Source organism: Paenibacillus taichungensis, assembly GCF_050994985.1.
Lineage (GTDB): Bacteria > Bacillota > Bacilli > Paenibacillales > Paenibacillaceae > Paenibacillus > Paenibacillus taichungensis.
Genome location: NZ_CP194720.1, coordinates 5,361,010 through 5,379,525 on the forward strand (window position 1 = coordinate 5,361,010; position 18,516 = coordinate 5,379,525).

Genomic DNA, 18,516 nt, shown 5'->3' on the forward strand with positions numbered 1-18,516 from the left:
TATGAAATGAAAATCTGTTATATTTCTTTTTTAACCCTGCAAACTAAGCTTTGGACAAAATACTGAGTTTCTGGAAAGCGCTCATAATCTGATTGGCACCGTAACCCATTGCTTCATAAAGAGGCATGGCTACTTTGTTGTGCTCATCACCCGCCACCCATATTTGACTGACTTTACGCTGCTGGAACCTTTGTTCCATGGCCTCGACAAGTTTTTTGCCGACTCCGCGGCGACGATAGTCTGGATGGACCGCAATACGATAGATGCATCCCTGGTTGTGGTCAATCGTACCGATCAAAGCGCCGACGAGGTCTCCCTCTTCTTCCGCAACCATGATCAGGTCAGAATCCCATGACAATTGACGGGCAAACGGGCCCATCGTGTTCTCATAACATTCTTCCGATAGTGCAACCTGGAGAAGCTCTGTCATCTGGCTTGCATCACTCAACTGAAAGGAACGAACGTGCATGTCTTAAATCTCCCTTTTCGTTAGCTTAGATGAGGTTTTACAAAAAGGGGCTCCCCTTTTTACCAAAAACCCAATGTTCATATAATGACAAAAAACGAGAAAATACCGCTTCTCCGTCAATTAAACCATACTTTACGCCATAAAACACGCATTTTCTTTTGAAAGCGCTTAATTGTAACCGTTTACATCCGAATATTAAATTTCTCCTCTATTCAAAGCCCTAAAATCACATAAATAGTTTCATTATGGGTAAAATATGTTTGTTATCTCTGACCCATGAATGGATTAACGTCTGGGGGGGACTTAATAAACAAAAATGTTGCTTAATTAGCCCGAATGCGGTTTAATATTAGTGACAAGGGTATTATTACATAGGTACCTGAGCAATTTGCATAAATCCTGTGAGCGACTTTCACTCAGCAAGATATAGATCGAAGTGAACCTATTCGTCTAGAACTTGTACCGGAAGCGATTCGAATTGAATTATGCAAAATGCTGACCTTAACAAAAATTCAAAAATCTCAGGAGGTATTTCATTATGACTTTTCAATTACCAGCACTTCCTTACGCTAACGACGCACTGGAACCACATATTGATGCGCAAACGATGGAAATTCACCACGATCGCCATCACAATACTTACGTAACGAACTTGAACGCAGCACTGGAAAGCGCTCCTGAACTGCAAGGTAAAAGCTTGGAAGATCTGATTGCTAACCTTGACAGCGTACCTGAAGGTATCCGCACAGCCGTTCGCAACAATGGTGGCGGACATGCTAACCACAGCCTGTTCTGGGAAATCATCGGACCTAACGGCGGCGGCGCTCCAACTGGCGACATCGCAGCAGCAATCGATAGCGAACTGGGTGGCTTTGACAAATTCAAAGAAGATTTCGCTAAAGCAGCTACAACTCGTTTCGGTTCTGGTTGGGCTTGGCTCGTAGTTGGTAAAGATGGAAAATTGTCCATCACTAGCACACCTAACCAAGACAGCCCTCTCTTCGAAGGTCTGACTCCGGTTTTGGGTCTGGATGTATGGGAGCACGCTTACTACCTGAAATATCAAAACAAACGCCCTGACTACATCGGTGCTTTCTGGAATGTAATCAACTGGGATGAAGTAAACAAACGTTACGCTGCAGCGAAATAAGACTGCCAGCATAATTAAAGAGCCCGATTCGGTCAAAGCGACCGGATCAGGCTCTTTTTTGTGTACTTTTGTTTGTTGCACGTTGGTTGATTTAATATTGGTATGGCAGGCACCCATTACTCACTAACATCGTCATATGCTCCTGCAAAATAACTGCTGATGAGCTTCAGAAAAATGTTGGGGAATGCCATTTTGTCCATATCTTCCGGACCAATCCAGCGATAGATTAGGCCATCGCCTTTACCACTCATTACATCATGCGCCGGGTCACTTGCGGCAATTGCCGACAACGGCTCCCCCTGCTCATCAAATGAGCCTGAGATATTGGCTGCATCGATGATGCCCGGCTCCGATGCTTGGGCTGGAGCAGTGGTTTCCTTGGCAGCTGCCTGTGCATCGTAGGCGGCTCTGGCTTCCGCAGCGATTAGCGGAAGCTCGTTACTCTGGTCCTGCTCAGTGCACTTGTACACCTGCAGGCTCCAGACAATGTGGCTGAACACATGCTCCGCATGGGTAGCCAGCCCTTCCGGGCGGGCAGCGAAGCCTTCCGCCCACAGACTGCCGGCAAGCAAAGCCATGGCCGGCTCATCTGCCAGCGGCCCCGCCTTCTTGCCGGCTGTGGCGGGCGCCGCCAGCACATGCGGCAGCTCCCACATGCGGGCCAATAGGCCCGTTGCTGGGCGCTGGCGCACAAGTACACGGCCGCGATGAGCACCGCGGCCTTCCACAATGGCGACCAGCCGCTGCTCAGGGCGCGGCGGCTTCGCCTTGGTCTTGACCGGCAGCGTGAGCTCCCGTCCGGCAATGCGGCCGGAACATTGCTCCATGACCGGGCAAGTCAGGCAGTGCGGCGCTTTGGGCGTGCACACCAGCGCGCCAAGTTCCATCAGCGCCTGATTGAAATCACGCGCACGCCCTTCCGGAATGAGCTCTCCTGCGAGCTCTTCCATCAACACCCGGGTGCTGCCCTTCATAATGTCCTCATCAATGAGGAAGTATCGGGACAGAACCCGCATCACATTGCCATCCACCGCTGGCTGCGGCTGGTTGAAGGCAATGCTGAGAATGGCCCCGGCTGTATACGGGCCCACCCCTTTTAACGCAAAGACCGCTTGCTTGTCCTGAGGCATCTCCCCACCGTGCAGCTCCATGACTTGTCTGGCAGCCGCCTGAAGATTGCGGGCACGCGAATAATATCCGAGTCCCTCCCAATTTTTCAAGACCTCTTCTTCCGGTGCTTCAGCCAGAGCCTGTACGGTCGGAAAATTCCCGATAAAACGATTGAAATACGGAATCACCGTATCCACCCGAGTCTGTTGAAGCATAATTTCCGATACCCACGTAAAATAAGGATTGTTGTGGCGACGCCACGGCAAATCCCGTCTGTTGACCATATACCAATCCAGCAAATTCACGCTGAAATGTCGTTTCTGTTCCAATAAACCCATATTCCCGTCCTCTCCTGTTACCATGCTTACGTTCTTCACACGTTCTCCCACATTGTTACTATTCAGATCCGGGTACCGTCTTCCCCATCTGCTCTACTATAGCAAAGGCCGCAGCCAGCTCCGTCTGGTGCGTAATACTCAAATGAATATCATACTGTTTGCCGTACGGCAGCTGCAGTCGTTCCCATGCTTCAGCAGAAAGTGTGGCAACGGGACGCCCTTTCGCGTCAGGCAGCACTTCAATGTCGGTAAAACTCATCATGCTTCCAATGCCGCAGCCAAACGCCTTGGACACCGCTTCCTTTGCTGCGAATCGACCGGATACAAACTCTACCATCCGTTTGCCCCGATGATCCGCAATCTCTCGCTCTGCATGCGTTAAAATCCGCTTCATAAACGCTTCGGCGTGTTGACCTGACAACAGCCTGCGCATACGCCCAATCTCAAGCACGTCGTTTCCAATGCCATATATCATCAACGCTTCACCCGCTTAACCTTTTATGCTGTAAACGATCTCCATTCGGTCATCTGATCCGTAACTTATCCGAACACGTATTCTATTGTAGCAGGAGGCGCGCACGGATGCGAGCACCTTCGTCCACATTACCATTTATGTTAAAATATGAATCAGAAATAGATGAAACTTTAGGAGGAATAAGATATGTCCACAGCATTTGAACAGCCTGTTGGCGGAGATGCCATCATTCGCGGAAATATATTCACCGCACGGCAACCCGCTCAAGGAATCATTATCCTGGCTCACGGTTACAAAGGCTTCAAAGACTGGGGCATGTTCCCCTACACTGCATCCCAGCTAAGCGAGAACTATCACGTCCTGACCTTCAATTTCTCTCACAACGGAGTTGGAGTAGATCTGGAGCAATTTTCTGAACTTGAAAAGTTTGCAATCAATACGTACAGCCGAGAGCTTGCCGACTTGGCAACACTGCTTGATTATGTGTTCACACAGCCAGAATTTAGCGAACTGCCGGTATTTCTACTTGGACATAGCCGCGGTGCAGGCGTAAGCCTGGTGTACGCACTGGATCATCCCGAACAGATTGCAGGCGTACTCTCCTGGAACGGTGTAACCAACTTGGATCTCTTTACCCCTGAACAAAAAGAAGAAATGCGCACACAGGGCCGCAGCCATGTCACGAACGGGCGAACCGGCCAGCAGATGCCTCTGGACGTGTCCATTCTGGAAGATCTGGACAAGCATAAGGATCGTTACGCCATCATTGATCGTTTGGCTTCTTCCCCTCTGCGTGTGGCACTTATTCAGGGGACAGAGGACGGCACACGGCTGCGTAACGGCTCGGCCGCACTGGTTCAGGCTCGCCCGGATATCCCGTGGCACCAGATTCCCGGCGGAAATCATACTTTTAACACTGTGCATCCATTCAAGGAATCGACGCCGCAGCTTGAGCAGGCGATCGCAGAAACACTTCGTCAGATCGCAACTTGGATTAACTAATCTTGCATAACAAAAAGAGTCGCTGCCTTATGCAGTGACTCTTTGCTGTTCAGATGCTTGCATTGTCCATATCATGGCATGCTTGCAATCCATATTAGATGCCAGGAATGGCATTACGTTTGTGATGGGTACGTGTGTAGAATGCTTCAAGACGCTCTTGTGCAGCCGGATCAATCTGTTTGCCTTCCAGATAGTCACTGTTCGCTTCGTACGAAATGCCCAGTTCATCTTCATCGGTCTGGCCTTCCCAGAGTCCTGCTGATGGAGCCTTGTCCAAAATGGCCTGTGGCACGTTCAAATACGCAGCCAGCTGACGCACTTGACGTTTGTTCAGGGTGCTCAGTGGTGTAATATCCACGGCTCCGTCGCCCCATTTGGTGTAAAAGCCCGTGATGGCTTCAGAGGCATGGTCTGTTCCGACAACCAACAGGTTTTCCTCAAAGGACAGAGCATATTGCATCACCATACGGGTTCTCGCTTTCACGTTCCCTTTGCCTTGGTGAGTCATATGACGCGGGCTGCCCATGGATTTGAAACCTTGCTCCACTTCCAGTGCGATTTCGTTAACTGCATCTTCGATGTTGGTTTCTACGACATGCTTCAGGTCATAAGCTTTGGCCACGGCATAGCTATGGTCAATGTCCGATTGCTCACCGTAAGGCTGGAATACACCCAGCGTTTTGTATTCCTTATTCTCTTCTGCTGTAAGCTCGTCCGTTGCTTTTTTGCAAAGCGCCGTTGCTACAGCACTGTCAATCCCGCCACTGATTGCAATTAACAATCCTTTGGAATTGGCATTTTTCACATAGGTTTTAAGAAAGTCAACGCGCTTGCGCACTTCCTCTTCTTCATTAATGCTTGGTTTAACCTTCAATTCAGCGATGATCTGTTGTTGCAAACTCATCGTTCACACACCCCGTTTCTAAATTAATGAAATTTGATGTCCATTTTGAAAGGTCCGAATGGTTCAATAACCCTATTTGCTCAAAATGAAACGCCCCGGCATCGGTCATCCGAAAGGCGGGGCGTTGCTTGAGCTAATTAACGGCAGTAACGGTCAAACACACTTGTGAGCTCAGCCGCAATTTCCTCCGCAGAACGGTCTTCCACTTGATGACGCTCAATAAAGTGAACGAGTTCTCCGTCTTTCATCAGAGCGATGGAAGGTGAAGATGGAGGATACGGTGCAAAGTATTCACGTGCTTTTGCTGTAGCTTCTTTGTCCTGACCAGCAAATACTGTGTACAGGTGGTCTGGTGTAATATCATGTTGAAGTGCTTGGGATACACCTGGACGGCATTGACCTGCGGCACATCCGCAAACCGAGTTAATGACAACCAGAGCGGTTCCTTTAGCATCCGGCAAACTTGCTTCAACTTCTTCTGGAGTACGCAACTCCTGAATTCCCAAACGAGTCAGATCATCCCGCATCGGTTGAACCATATCTTTCATGTATTGATCAAATGACATAGACATTCGGTTTCACTCCTTAAACATGTGAGTTCTATTATTTAAAAAATTAAATGCTTTTGTGCTATTCCTATTATACATCCCTAATCAATGAAAGCAAGGTTCAAACACCGCCTGCGGAAAGGCTTCTCCTTCAATATTATGTCTCATTCCTTGGCAAAACATGCTTAAAGTTCAGCGTTGAAATGCAACCTTGAAAGTTGTACCCTGCCCTTCCTCCGATTCGACGGTAATGGTTCCGTTATGCCGTTCAACAATACTCAGACACATGGATAATCCCAGTCCGGTTCCTTTGGCCTTGGTCGTAAAAAAAGGTTCGAACAGCTTCTCCTGCTTCACTCTAGGTATTCCTGGGCCTGTATCTCGCACACACAGCTCCACGGTGTCATCCACCAACCGGGTCTCAAGTGTAAGTACCCCTTTTTCATTCATGGCTTCCATCCCGTTACGAGCCAGATTAAGTACCACTTGTTTGATTTCCTTTGAATTCAGATGCAGCTTCGGCACATTGTGAGCCAGCATAAATTCAATACTCTGACCTCGCAAATTTGCATCCGCCCATAACAAAGGACTTAGTTCATGGATGATATCATGCAGCTGGGATTCTTCTTTCTCGGCAATTCGATTCTGAGCCAATGACAGAAAATCATTAATAATGCTATTCGCCCGATCAAGCTCTTCCAGAACGATCCGGTAATAGTGATCCAGGGACTCTGGACTCTTTTCCTGCATTAATTGAAGAAAACCACGCACAACCGCCATCGGATTCCGTACTTCATGGGTAATACTTGCAGCCATTTGGCCGACAAGACTGAGGCGATCCACATTATCGAGCTCGCTTCGCAGCATTTCAAGCTCAGTAATATCCTGAATGATCAACATGGCTCCGATAGCCTCTCTTGGCAGTTCTGCTGAATACGCGTAGATGGGAACGGTCCGGGATTGGAACACGTTTGAACCGTAACGCACCGTAAGTCCACTCACTTCTCCATGAACAATGGCTTTACGAATACTGCTCTCCATCTTGTCTGCCTGGGCTTGTTCGACAAACTGACTCGCAGGTTGCCCAATCAAATCCGGTGTGGTTGTGCAGGGCAGTTGATCCCGCGCCGTTTGCTCCATCGTATCATTGACGAACTGCACGGTCCCTTCCTTATCTACGGTTGCGATGGATAAAGGAACAGCATTCAGAATTTGGTTAAGCTTTTCCGTTTCGGCTATGTATCTATGATGAACTTCAGACAAATGCTGCTCAAGCCCCCGGTGATGTTGCATCTGTTCAATCCAGAGCATACTAAGACTTCCAGCAAGAACTGCACCGATGGTATATCCCAGCGCTAGCAATACCCACTGTACTATTGAGAATGTTGGCTGGCTTTCCATCAATGGAATATACAGTACACTGGACACAACCAGCTCTGCCGTTATTAAGGCGATAACTGTTGCCATTTTGCGTGAACGTGTATAATGCTTGAATCGTTTGGCTGACAACCATACAATAGGATAGAGAAGGATGCCCGTTTGAAGTAGAAATCCGTACAGATTATAGGGATGCGCAAAGAGAAAATAGAAGAGTATCTGGAGAAGAGACAGCGTTAGACCAATGCGAGGCCTGCAATACAATATGACTAGCGTCAGGGGCACAATGCCCAAGGAGATGGGAACTGACACCGGACTCCCATAGTGGGCAAAAAGCAGACATAGCAACATGCTCACCACACTGGTCGCGGCAAAACTGGTCTGTACCATCCTATGATATCCTGCCTTGGCGACCGCTTGCTTGGAGAGCCCCAAGTGCAATAATGGAATCAGGAATACCGCAGCTCCTGCAAGCAGTATTTGTAAAAGAATGTCCTTCAACGCAACCACAATGCCATCTCCCTCCTCTGCCTGCACATTCCCTCATGTATTTCTGATTAAAACATAGGCGACAGTATATTACAATATATCCCTTAAGACTGCATAATAGAACTGCTAATACATTTGTATTGTTTCATAAACAGGCAGGAGTAGACAGGGTTTTCGGAAAACAGACAAAATCAATGAAAAAAGAGGGTAATAATGCATGTATGATGTCATTGTAATTGGCGGTGGATCTGCGGGCCTCATGGCCTGTGTTGCCGCTGCTGAGCATGGAGCCTCAGTGCTTCTGCTGGATAAAGGAGATCAGCTCGGCCGTAAACTCGGGATCTCTGGCGGCGGTCGCTGCAATGTGACCAATGCCAAGGAGACGGATGAACTAATCCGGCATATTCCGGGCAATGGACGCTTTTTATATAGTTCATTTCAGAATCTGGACAATCAGGGAATCATGCGTTTTTTTGAAAATCTCGGTATTGCCCTGAAAGAGGAAGATAACGGGAGAATGTTCCCGGTAACCGATAAAGCCAAAACGGTCGTTGATGCGTTGGTAGGCAAAATTGTTTCCCTTGGGGTAGAGATTCGCACCAAACAGCCGGTTAAGGAATTAATTCAGAATGGTCAACACGTGCAGGGCGTAAAGCTGGCTTCTGGTACAACGGTACTTGCACGCTCAGTTATTATCGCTACCGGGGGTAAATCAGTCCCTCAAACCGGATCAACCGGGGATGGCTACCCTTGGGCTGAAGCGGCTGGACATACGATTACAGAGCTGTATCCGACGGAAGTGCCGATTGTGTCTGGTGAGAGCTGGATTCAATCCAAAGAACTGCAAGGCTTGTCCTTGCGGGATGTCGGGTTATCTGTTCTAGATGCCAAAGGCAAATCGGTTATCTCCCATCGCGGAGATATGATCTTCACCCATTTCGGCGTATCAGGACCGATCGCGCTTCGTTGCAGCCAGTTCATTCGCAAGGTGCAAATGAAATCTGGGAACCCTCAGGTCACGATGAGTATTGATCTGTTCCCCGATCTGTCCCCCGGTGCTCTGGAAGCACAGGTTCAGCAGGTGCTGGAGCAGGAATCCCGAAAGGCCGTCAAAAACATACTCAAAACATGGGTTCCTGAGCGCATGATTCCATTGATGATGAAGCGTGCAGAGATCAGCGAAGACCTCACATTTCACCATTTCCCCAAAGGCATGTTAAGTGCATTAGTGGGGTTAATGAAAGATTTCACCTTCCGCGTAGACGGAACTCGTTCTCTCAAAGAAGCCTTTGTGACTGGTGGGGGAATCCACTTAAAGGAAATATACCCCAAAACAATGGAATCCAAGCTGCTGCCGGGACTATTCTTTTGCGGTGAAGTTTTGGATATTCACGGCTACACGGGAGGCTATAATATTACCGCTGCCTTCTCAACGGGGTACACGGCTGGCATGCATGCTGCAGAGTATAAAAACGCTCGCTCATGACTTGAACATAGGATGTTGATGGACAGAGTTAGGGGCCACATCACGTAAGTTTATTAAGAGCATGAAAAAACCTCGACATCCCGCTATCGGCGGGGTATCGAGGTTTTTTTGAGGTGTATGCAATCCAGAATCACTGTCACCAACAAGGCAAGCAGCATCGTTGCCCCTGTTGTATTTACGCCTTCACACTGCCCGAGAAACCATCCACTGAATCATCGAATGTCGGATCTTCATCCCGGTTAGACATCTCCTGTTCGGGATTGCCCCCCTGGGTTCCGCTCGCATAACCTTCATTCCAATCTTCATTCACGAGATGAGCCGGAATGGAAATATTCTGAAACTGATCCAATCCATCTGTTTCGGAGAGAAACACCGCACTTCCTCCGTGTGACTGTACGATTTCCACAGCAGATAGCGTATCCTGTCGATCTGTAGGAATGTACAATTCAAGCGGCCCTGACTGGTATGGCTTATACCCAAGTTCCTCCAAAGTTGCCTGCGCCGCGAGCAACGCTGCATTGTCTGCAAAATGTACCTGAAGTTCACTATCATCCAACATGATTTTTTCCTCCTTGCGAGAGCCGATCCCTTACTTTCAAAATCGTAAGACCCGTCTCCTATAGCATGGTCAGTTACTTCATCTGATATGCTACTGAACAAGGAAGAATATCAACTAAGCGGATCGGATGTAACGAATCCAGCCTGTTATAGATAGGACGAACAGTCCGAATGCTACGACAGCCGCAGCCGTAACGATACCTTCCAGCCAGCCTAGCCAGGCTGCTCCCAGTGAAAATCCCATTAGAATCCCTAGCGGAACAAACAACATCCGTACCATGGTCACACCTGCAAGATTTAACGCCTCGGAATCATAGGATACAAGCTGAACGTACTCCGAGGTTGCAAATACCTCCCAGGAACGATAGAAAAGTACGCTCAACATGATGACCAACAAGCCACACACGATTACATTGACCGGGAAAGGTGGTAAAGCAACGGCAGCAATCGAAAGGCCGCCAAGCTGCAAGTACAATTTCATGGTCGAGGAGTTACGAAAAAATGCTTTGAATGCCGTCTCAGCTGTCCGATTAGAGATCGTTCGATGCCGCAGCAACTTGCGCTGCTTGCGGAATATGATCGTCCGGGTGCGTGGTGCTTTCGGTTTGGTTACAGATCGACTCAGTAAAAGGGCCGTGAACTTTAGCCTTTCTCGTAAATCTTCACGCACATCGCCCTCAAAGGTTCCCTTCATCTCCAGCCTCAATCGGCCAACCAAAATCAGAAGAAGGATTGCGGCCACAATACCTGCAAGCAGTGTCCAGATGTGTCCATGCATCCAGGATGTTACTCCAATCGTGATAATGCCCATGGCAACTGCTAAAGGGATCATGCGAATCCAGCGTCTCCATCCGGTATAACGTACTTTCGTCATATGAAGTACAATGACCTGGAATGAAGCTACTGCGCCAAACCAAATCGCTATTAGTGCGATATGGATAAATGACATGTCATACACACGGGACCATAGTGGTGAAGTCAACGCCGTAATTGCAATCATTTTACCCAAATGCTGCAAGCAAGCCCGGTAGATCCCTTGTTTCATCAATGTACGCATCCACAGCGACCGCGACTTCAGGAATAACACATCCGCTTCCTCTACAAATATAAGAATTCCACCTGTAAGCATAATGACGTCGATCAGTCCTGTCAGTGTAGGCAGCGTTAATCCGGTCGCCCATGAGGGCAGTGGTTTGGACCATAAACTCACGTACCATCCGCTGAAATACAGCAGACCCGGAATAAGCAGGTATACCCATACCGTCCAATCTACTACCAGTTTCAGGTTTTTTAACTGTTCATTGAAGTGCTCCTTGCGTCTGCGTCTATATAAACCAAGTGGCGTGTATGCTCGAGAGGTCTCCATCTTCCTCCCCCCTTCCCGGTTAGGATGTCAGTGTGTCAAAACAATCAAACAACGAGGCGTCCGGCAAATCTGCGGCTGCTCGGATTTCGTCCAGTGTTCCTTCGGCAGCTGAGCGCCCGGATTGAATGAGTATAAACCGATCACAGATTCGCTCAGCGGTATCCAGTACATGCGTTGACATAAGAACACCCGCACCACGGCGGCGCTCATCGTCCAACAACTTCAGAAAATCCTTGGTTGCGCGTGGGTCCAGTCCGATGAAAGGCTCGTCCACAATATATACATCTGGCGAGGACAGGAAGCCGATCATCAGCATCATTTTCTGCCGCATCCCCTTGGAGAAACTAGCCGGAAGATCATTACGAACGTGGTCCATGCCGAAACGAACCAACATCTCCTCCGCCCTGGCAACAAAGACCTCTTCCTCCATCTCATAGGCAGCCGCTGCCAGATCGAGATGTTCCCACAGGGTCATGTATTCGTAAAAAACAGGTTGTTCCGGGATATAGGCATAACGTCCGTCTCCCCCAATGGTTACTTCATACTTTGCATGTTCAAGCAGACCAAGTAATGTTTTGATGGTCGTGCTTTTGCCAGCCCCATTCGGTCCGATAATACCCACCAGTTCCCCTGGCGCCACGTGTAATCGGATGTTCCTAATCGTGGATTGCCCCGCCTCATATCCTGCTTCCGTAATATGTACGTCCAATATGGACTCCTGTGCGCCTGTATCTTCGTTTTCGATTTCCATATCATTCACTCCCTGTCCTGTCAGGTGCTTGTTCGGTTCTTTAATGATATTGTAATCGAGTTCGTGAGGAATTGTTTGATCATTTTGAGCTTTTCTTTTCTATATTAAATGGAACAAAGATTATTTTACACTTACCACTCCGATGCCAGAACAACCTTCCAATCGCTGTTATCCCCAGATTTTTTTATTCTCTTTTTAAAGGAGAAAATCCGAGGATAAAGGCGAACGCTCCGCTTCTTCAGGTTATTTCTGTCCTCTCCGTTCTCGTGTAAATGTTTAGTTCAATTTATATAGACGAAAAATGATTAAATTTTAATTGCTAAAAATGCAAATCTTGTGACATATCGCATGTTTTTCGTGCAAACAGATGCTTACAATAGAAATATGGCGAACCTCTGAATCGTCAAATGTAAATTCATCAACTCCAATAAATCTGAAAAGGCGGGATCAGTATGCTGGAATTACAGGAAATCGGAACCGAACGTTCTCTTCATCTGTACCGCACCTTGGCCCAGACATTTAAGAGCGTGAATGAACACGCTGTATCCGGAAGCAAAGTGCATGGCTTCAACCCCACCGCTTACGGGGTGCTCGAAGTGTTATATATGAAAGGAGCACAGCCTATTCAACAAGTCGGTGCACAGCTTCTGCTGCAGAGCGGGAATGTCACTTATGTCATTGACAAGCTGGAGCAAAAGGGACTTTTACATCGAAAACACTGTCCGCAGGACAGACGCATCATTTTCGTAGAATTGACCAAAGAAGGCCAGCGTACGATGGATGAGATCTATCCAGGCTACGCACACAAAATAGATCGTGCTGTCAGCGGTCTGAGCGAAGATGATAAGACATTGCTCTCTGAGCTGTTGGAAAGGCTTGCACTCGGTGCGGATCGTTTATCCGCAAACGGCTAAGGGCAGCGCCATATCACCTGATCCAAACTAAAAATAACCGGTTCGCCTTAATAGGCGGTACCGGTTATTCGAATTTGTTTATTAATCTAATCAAAGGTACAGAATCCACATCAACACCGTGAGGACAGCGACAACCAATCCACCTGCAATCAGCAAATCGACAATGTAGCTGGACAGACCTGAGCGGCTGTGACCCTCAATCTCCCTCTGAGTCTCTTCGTACTTTCTTTTGGCTTCATCTTCCTTGGACGAATTCAGATTATTGGGAAACATCATCCTCACCCCTACTCTAAATGAGATATCTATATTATCCTGTGCTGGTCTGCTGCTTCTGCTTACGAAATTTATTCAAGATCCATCCCAGACCTGATTGCCACAGTAAAAAAACAAACGTTGTTGTTACCACGTATTGATAAGGGCCAGCATTCTGAAAGGCATGCATTCTGTACACAAAGATGGAGAACAACAGCGCACTACCTACACCAAGAAGAAAATAAGCTACGATTGCACTTATCACCTTGGATATAGGTCTGTTCATTTTCAGAGAAGCAAGCACATTATCCACAAATAATGATAGAGGCAGGGTCAAAAATAGAAGAAGAGCCAAGTTGATAAGAATGCTTATGATCAATGTATACCAGAAGGGATAGTAATATGTATGTTCCGCTCGTTCTGCCAAGGGAACATATTTCATGAGTCCGACAACGATGGAAAGCGAAATGCAGGTCATAAGGACTGCCAGCAGCTTGATTGTAAAGGATATTAACCAGAACGATTGCAGTGATTGCCTGCTCATCTTCACTCGCCTCCCATTCCATTATTGTAAATTATAGATAATTACTTTTAGAAAATAATAACAAAAAAAGCAGCTGAGAAACAGCTGCTTTAATCCAATGATTACTCTTTTCACTTCGTTTAATTCCCTGAAGCCTGTGCTTGCGGCGGAGCATCTGCATCTTCGGGAACGATTAGCCGTTTGCGCAAAGCCAGTGTCGTCACCCATGAGATAATGGCAATAACAAACATGATGACAAACAAGGAATGCAAACTTCCTTCCAACACGTTACGCAGTAGAGCCCATTTGTCATCCGACAGAGCAGCTTCCGTATGCGGAGCAAGCAGTTGATTCAGGTCCCCATCCGAGATCCCCGCCTCTGCCAGATGCTGTTCGCTCGACAACGTTGATATCCGGTAGTTCAACCATGTTCCGAAGGCTGCTGCACCAATGGTTTGTCCAAGCGTACGCATAAAGGTATGTAACGCCGTGGAAGATCCACGTTCTTTATACCCAACAGATGACTGTGAAATGATCGTGAAGATGGTAAAAGCAAATCCGAAGCCGAGTCCGTAAATAAATGTCAAAATAAACAGTACGGCTTGGGGTGATGTTCCACCAACCAAGAAGAGTCCACCCGACCCGATGGCAATCCCGGTTAATCCAATCACAGCTGTTAAGCGTGATCCGATTTTCATTAACAGACGGCCAGCAAGTACACTACCAATCAGCCAGCCAACAGACATCGGTGCAAGCAGTAATCCCGATTCAGTCGCGTTACCGCCCCGAACCCCCTGCACCCATAGTGGCAAATAACTGGTTAGGCCAATCATCAGGGTACTGGTCAGTAGTCCGGCGATATTCGCCACCCGGATGTCCCGAATACGGAATAGATGGAGAGGTACCATCGGGGCCTGGGCTCTTTTTTCCACCACAAAAAATAAAATCATAAACAAAATAGCCACAATACTCAGTCCCACAATAATAGGAGAACTCCATGCATAATACTGTCCACCCGCGGACAATACAAAGAGCAACGCTGTGATCCCAACGGTAAAAGTCAACGCACCCATATAGTCAATTTTCGCGGTACGCGGAGACATTTCTTCCTTCAAATAACGGAACACAAACCACATCGCCAGCAGTCCGAACGGCAAATTGAACCCAAAGATCCACTGCCAGCCCAGATTGTCTACGAAATACCCGCCAAGCAGCGGTCCGGCCAGAGATGAAATGCCCCACACGGAGCTGATCCATCCCTGTATTTTGCCCCGTTCTTCAAGGCGGTAGATGTCACCAATAATCGTAAACGTAACAGGCACAACCGCACCTGCGCCAATCCCTTGAATCGCACGAAAAATAATCAATTGCTCCATGTTCTGCGAAAGGCAGCACAGAAGCGAGCCTAGTAAAAATAAGGCACAGCCAATAAGGAATACTGGCTTTCTTCCGTATAGATCACTGATTTTGCCGAAAATCGGCGTGCTCACAGCCATCGTTAACAGATAAGCAGTGAAAATCCAGCTCAACAGCTGCACACTTCCCAGCTCACTGACAATGGTTGGCCCTGCCGGACCAATGACTGTACCTTCAATTGCAGACAAAAAAGTCGCCAGCAGCAATCCCGCCAGGATGAAACTGCGGTTCAAACCTCCGGTTGTATTCACACAAACCCTTCTCTCTTCAATTCTCTATATAATTGGAACATTGATTTACACAGCCCACTAAGAACCAGAACAACCTTTCGATCGCTGTTATCCCCAGATTTTTTCCATTCTCTCTTTATTTATCTCTCTTACGTAAAAACTCATCGTACAACAGGGAATACATCACCATATCCTTATATCCGGTAGACGTATGTTGAACTTGACGCAGCAGGCCTTCCCGCGTGAAACCGCGGTTCGTCAAAAACTCTCCCGAAGCGAGATTGCGCGGATCAACCAGCGCCTCAATCCGATTGAGACCCATCGTCTCATACCCAAACGGTAACATAACCGAAAATGCTTCCGTCATATAACCGTGACGCCAGTAGTCGCGCCCCAGTTCATAACCGATCTCACCACGGAATGCGCCTTCAAGTTGCCAAGTGTTATATCCACAACTTCCGATGAGCAGGCCCGTTTCCTTGAGTTCAATACCCCAGCGAATCGCCTCCTCTTCTCCTGCCATATGATTTAACAGCCCAATCATATCCGCAGCCTCACTTGTCCCGATCATGGGCGCCAAATTCATATAACGGGTCACTTCCCGGTCGGACCAGCAAGTGAACATCTGGGCCGCATCCCGGCGGCGCATTTTGCGCAGTCGCAGCCGCCCTGTCTCTAGTTCGGGAATTCTCCCTTTGCATTTATACATGAAAAGACACTCCGATCCGATCTATCCCACAGACCTCATATTCAATAGCCATCTAACCATAACCTGCACCGAATGGCAACTGTTCAGTCATCATGATCACGTCAAAAAACCGGGCCACTTCCGCTCCCGGTCTTGTTGTACATATGGATCAACTCAAGTTTGCATCCTATTTCGGGATACATACCTTATCCAAATTTAAGTTCAGGCTGTAGACGTCTTCTTGCCTGTCCCCAGCAATTCCTCACTAACCCGGCCGAACACGGCTATGATTTCCTTAAACTCCTCAATGCCAGTCCCGGTAAGGCTCCATTGATCTCCATGGGCGGTCAGGAAGTTTTCCTGTGTCAGATGCTCAAGCTCCTGCTTGATCTCCCGTTCTCCAACGCGATACCCCCGTTCTTCCAATAGAGGCAATGCGTCGCTAACAGTTAAATCCTGATTTTGAGCTAAATATAGAAGATGAATTCGTACAAAAAGATTCTGTACCTCTGCATGCATAAGCCAAGCTCCTTCCCGGGTTGTAGCCCGCCGTGGTTGCTAAGTATTTACCCCACCCAGGAAGATGAGAAACAGGAGGAATATTCATGCCTGACCTGCCCTTTCCGAAATCCTCCGCTTGACTAACCGCAGGCTCTGCACTATCTTGAAAATAAGTACCATTTTTGCTCGGGAGGGTGATTCATCATGTTTCAAGCTGTTTCTTATGAAGGAACACGAAGCGAGCAGCAAACCGCCGTCCTGGGACAGTTAAGTGCTCTGATCCGCGATGAACCTAGCGCTATTGCCAATCTGGCAAACGCTGCGGCGTTGCTCAATGTATTTATGACCGACACCAATTGGGTCGGATTCTATCTGTATGATGGAAAAGAACTTGTACTCGGTCCATTCCAGGGACTGCCTGCCTGCATCCGTATTCCACTTGGACGCGGTGTATGCGGCACTTCTGCTGCGGAACGACGTACGATGGTCGTTGAAGATGTTCATGCCTTTCCAGGCCATATCGCCTGTGATGCCGCATCGAACAGTGAGATCGTTGTACCCATTATCAAAAACGGCGAATTGTACGGGGTTCTCGACATTGATAGCCCGCTCAAAAACCGTTTTGACGATGAAGACCGCATCTTCCTAGAAAAGGCGGTAAGCCTGATTACAGAGCAGCTGGAATTATCCTAACTGCCTGAAGTACCGTCTTAAGCCGATGCAGAGTTCATCGGCCTTACGATGATATGCAATAACAAAGAGCGCACTCCTCCTAGAGGGCCTGCGCTCTTTGTTATGATTATTTTTCTTCACACCCATGTTCTGCTCGCCCAAGATACTTTATGCATCTAGGATAAATCCTGTTCCGCTTTAATCATCATCCCGTCTCGCAAAAACTCGGCCAGCTTGGGGTGGTAGCCATCATACATCTGGCGAAAATTTTTGTGCTCGACGTACAGATTGCCCAGATCCCGGTAAATCTCTGCTGTTGGGGTGTAATAGTCCTTGATCCAATCGAGATGTCTGCCAATAATCTGCTGTACTTCCGTGCTGCCGGGTTCTAACCCTTCCTCAATAGCGCCCTGCAAGTCCAAGTGAATCCGGTCAATCTTCGCCTGTGAATCAAGAAAATCTTCCTTCGACTTCATCGCCTGACCATCAGGCATTGTGGATTGCTCCGGTGAATTGGCGTTGTACTTCTGACTGTCCTCTGTCTTCAACTGTTCAGAATAGTCATTCTTTGACGCATGGTCAGAAATCGGTTCATTCAGAAGCTGGTGACGCCCCTTACTAGAAAACCCGGCGTAAAGTTCATATTCATCCAGTTCCTGCTCACCACGTAAGTAGGAGATGGTTTTGTCCAGTGTCTGAATCATTCCATGCAAATGAAGTGCCTTCTCAAGCATCTCGATCCGATGCTGCTGCATAATACGAATCATGTCCCGGGGAGTGTCCCTGAGCATGGGGCCGATCTCTTCCTCCTCCATGCCTACTTCTTTACAGAAGAGTATCTGCTGTAGTCTCAGCAGCTCTGGCTTCTCGTAGTAGATATCTTCATCTTGACCTACGAAGGCTGGATTCAGCAGACCTGTCTCCGCGTACTGTCCCAATTCACTCAGACTTACACCGGACATCCCGGATAGATCAACCATGGAATATGCCATTTGAATACACCTCCTGTCTGGCCTGTAACTCCAAGGTTCAGGCTTGTTCATACTGCATTTTATTTAAATTTAAGTGAGATATTATAAGACTTCCAACAATTCTGTACCCCAGTAATCCGTTCATTTCTCTGGATGGATACACAATGCTTCGGTGATATGAACGGCATCTAATTGGTAGATTTGCGGTATGATAAGTATTTATACCCTTCTCATCAGATGTGAACCCTAGGTTAATAAAGAAAGGCTATGTATTTTTTTACGGTAAGGGCTGAATGTAAAAAAGAAAAAAATCCCGCACCCCCTAA

At 47.7% G+C, this 18,516-nt stretch carries 20 protein-coding genes; 5 read left to right on the forward strand and 15 right to left on the reverse strand.

What is annotated here, in order from left to right; translation table 11 throughout:
• Window positions 1-43: 43 nt before the first annotated feature.
• Window positions 44-469: a GNAT family N-acetyltransferase gene (locus ACR1R9_RS24060; protein ID WP_024632996.1), complete on the reverse strand. Its 426-nt coding sequence runs from the start codon at window positions 467-469 to the stop codon at window positions 44-46.
• Between the two features lie 538 nt (window positions 470-1,007).
• On the opposite strand from ACR1R9_RS24060, the gene ACR1R9_RS24065 reads away from it, so the two are divergent.
• The gene (locus ACR1R9_RS24065; protein ID WP_024632995.1) at window positions 1,008-1,619 is read left to right on the forward strand and encodes a superoxide dismutase; all 612 of its coding nucleotides are present in this window, start codon (window positions 1,008-1,010) and stop codon (window positions 1,617-1,619) included.
• A gap of 116 nt (window positions 1,620-1,735) precedes the next feature.
• On the opposite strand, the gene mutY is transcribed toward ACR1R9_RS24065, so the two are convergent.
• On the reverse strand, window positions 1,736-3,067 hold the full coding sequence (gene mutY / locus ACR1R9_RS24070) for an A/G-specific adenine glycosylase (protein WP_433923658.1): 1,332 nt from the start codon (window positions 3,065-3,067) through the stop codon (window positions 1,736-1,738).
• A 58-nt stretch (window positions 3,068-3,125) separates the two neighbouring features.
• Complete coding sequence (acpS, locus tag ACR1R9_RS24075) at window positions 3,126-3,542, reverse strand: holo-ACP synthase (protein WP_076290494.1); 417 nt, start codon at window positions 3,540-3,542, stop codon at window positions 3,126-3,128.
• Between the two features lie 186 nt (window positions 3,543-3,728).
• On the opposite strand from acpS, the gene ACR1R9_RS24080 reads away from it, so the two are divergent.
• Window positions 3,729-4,544, forward strand: coding sequence for an alpha/beta hydrolase family protein (locus ACR1R9_RS24080; RefSeq protein ID WP_433922492.1), 816 nt, complete (start codon window positions 3,729-3,731; stop codon window positions 4,542-4,544).
• A 94-nt stretch (window positions 4,545-4,638) separates the two neighbouring features.
• Here the strand turns inward: ACR1R9_RS24080 and nadE are convergent, their stop codons facing one another.
• From nadE to ACR1R9_RS24095, 3 genes are all read right to left on the reverse strand, one after another.
• Entirely contained in the window at window positions 4,639-5,448 is an 810-nt protein-coding gene (gene nadE, locus ACR1R9_RS24085) for an ammonia-dependent NAD(+) synthetase (protein WP_076290496.1), read from the reverse strand.
• A gap of 137 nt (window positions 5,449-5,585) precedes the next feature.
• On the reverse strand, window positions 5,586-6,020 hold the full coding sequence (locus ACR1R9_RS24090) for a BrxA/BrxB family bacilliredoxin (RefSeq protein ID WP_053779648.1): 435 nt from the start codon (window positions 6,018-6,020) through the stop codon (window positions 5,586-5,588).
• A gap of 168 nt (window positions 6,021-6,188) precedes the next feature.
• Window positions 6,189-7,910 (reverse strand): two-component system sensor histidine kinase NtrB, encoded by a 1,722-nt coding sequence (locus ACR1R9_RS24095; protein ID WP_433922491.1) that lies wholly within the window; start codon window positions 7,908-7,910, stop codon window positions 6,189-6,191.
• Window positions 7,911-8,079: 169 nt separating this feature from the next.
• On the opposite strand from ACR1R9_RS24095, the gene ACR1R9_RS24100 reads away from it, so the two are divergent.
• On the forward strand, window positions 8,080-9,348 hold the full coding sequence (locus ACR1R9_RS24100; protein ID WP_269053858.1) for an NAD(P)/FAD-dependent oxidoreductase: 1,269 nt from the start codon (window positions 8,080-8,082) through the stop codon (window positions 9,346-9,348).
• Window positions 9,349-9,523: 175 nt separating this feature from the next.
• On the opposite strand, the gene ACR1R9_RS24105 is transcribed toward ACR1R9_RS24100, so the two are convergent.
• From ACR1R9_RS24105 to ACR1R9_RS24115, 3 genes are all read right to left on the reverse strand, one after another.
• The gene (locus tag ACR1R9_RS24105; protein ID WP_063567819.1) at window positions 9,524-9,907 is read right to left on the reverse strand and encodes a hypothetical protein; all 384 of its coding nucleotides are present in this window, start codon (window positions 9,905-9,907) and stop codon (window positions 9,524-9,526) included.
• Window positions 9,908-10,021: 114 nt separating this feature from the next.
• A complete protein-coding gene (locus ACR1R9_RS24110; RefSeq protein ID WP_433922490.1) occupies window positions 10,022-11,272 on the reverse strand; it encodes an ABC transporter permease in 1,251 nt (416 codons plus the stop codon).
• Window positions 11,273-11,291: 19 nt separating this feature from the next.
• Window positions 11,292-12,023: an ABC transporter ATP-binding protein gene (locus tag ACR1R9_RS24115; protein WP_076290499.1), complete on the reverse strand. Its 732-nt coding sequence runs from the start codon at window positions 12,021-12,023 to the stop codon at window positions 11,292-11,294.
• A gap of 452 nt (window positions 12,024-12,475) precedes the next feature.
• Here ACR1R9_RS24115 and ACR1R9_RS24120 point away from each other — a divergent pair, with 452 nt between their 5' ends.
• Window positions 12,476-12,937: a MarR family winged helix-turn-helix transcriptional regulator gene (locus ACR1R9_RS24120; RefSeq protein WP_433922489.1), complete on the forward strand. Its 462-nt coding sequence runs from the start codon at window positions 12,476-12,478 to the stop codon at window positions 12,935-12,937.
• A 90-nt stretch (window positions 12,938-13,027) separates the two neighbouring features.
• On the opposite strand, the gene ACR1R9_RS24125 is transcribed toward ACR1R9_RS24120, so the two are convergent.
• The 5 genes from ACR1R9_RS24125 to ACR1R9_RS24145 form a co-directional block, all read right to left on the reverse strand.
• A complete protein-coding gene (locus tag ACR1R9_RS24125; protein ID WP_180287229.1) occupies window positions 13,028-13,213 on the reverse strand; it encodes a hypothetical protein in 186 nt (61 codons plus the stop codon).
• A gap of 31 nt (window positions 13,214-13,244) precedes the next feature.
• Window positions 13,245-13,733: a hypothetical protein gene (locus tag ACR1R9_RS24130; RefSeq protein WP_433922488.1), complete on the reverse strand. Its 489-nt coding sequence runs from the start codon at window positions 13,731-13,733 to the stop codon at window positions 13,245-13,247.
• Between the two features lie 119 nt (window positions 13,734-13,852).
• Window positions 13,853-15,361 carry an MDR family MFS transporter gene (locus ACR1R9_RS24135; protein ID WP_326064186.1) on the reverse strand — a complete coding sequence of 503 codons (1,509 nt, stop codon included), beginning with the start codon at window positions 15,359-15,361 and terminating at the stop codon, window positions 13,853-13,855.
• 133 nt (window positions 15,362-15,494) lie between these two features.
• A complete protein-coding gene (locus tag ACR1R9_RS24140; RefSeq protein ID WP_326064139.1) occupies window positions 15,495-16,067 on the reverse strand; it encodes a GNAT family N-acetyltransferase in 573 nt (190 codons plus the stop codon).
• Between the two features lie 201 nt (window positions 16,068-16,268).
• Entirely contained in the window at window positions 16,269-16,565 is a 297-nt protein-coding gene (locus ACR1R9_RS24145) for a hypothetical protein (RefSeq protein WP_063567811.1), read from the reverse strand.
• A gap of 186 nt (window positions 16,566-16,751) precedes the next feature.
• Between ACR1R9_RS24145 and ACR1R9_RS24150 the strand changes: the two genes are divergently transcribed.
• Window positions 16,752-17,240, forward strand: a complete 489-nt coding sequence (locus ACR1R9_RS24150; RefSeq protein ID WP_076290504.1) for a GAF domain-containing protein — start codon at window positions 16,752-16,754, stop codon at window positions 17,238-17,240.
• A gap of 155 nt (window positions 17,241-17,395) precedes the next feature.
• Here ACR1R9_RS24150 and ACR1R9_RS24155 read toward each other — a convergent pair whose 3' ends face one another.
• Complete coding sequence (locus tag ACR1R9_RS24155; protein ID WP_076290505.1) at window positions 17,396-18,211, reverse strand: MerR family transcriptional regulator; 816 nt, start codon at window positions 18,209-18,211, stop codon at window positions 17,396-17,398.
• Between the last annotated feature and the right edge of the window lie 305 nt (window positions 18,212-18,516).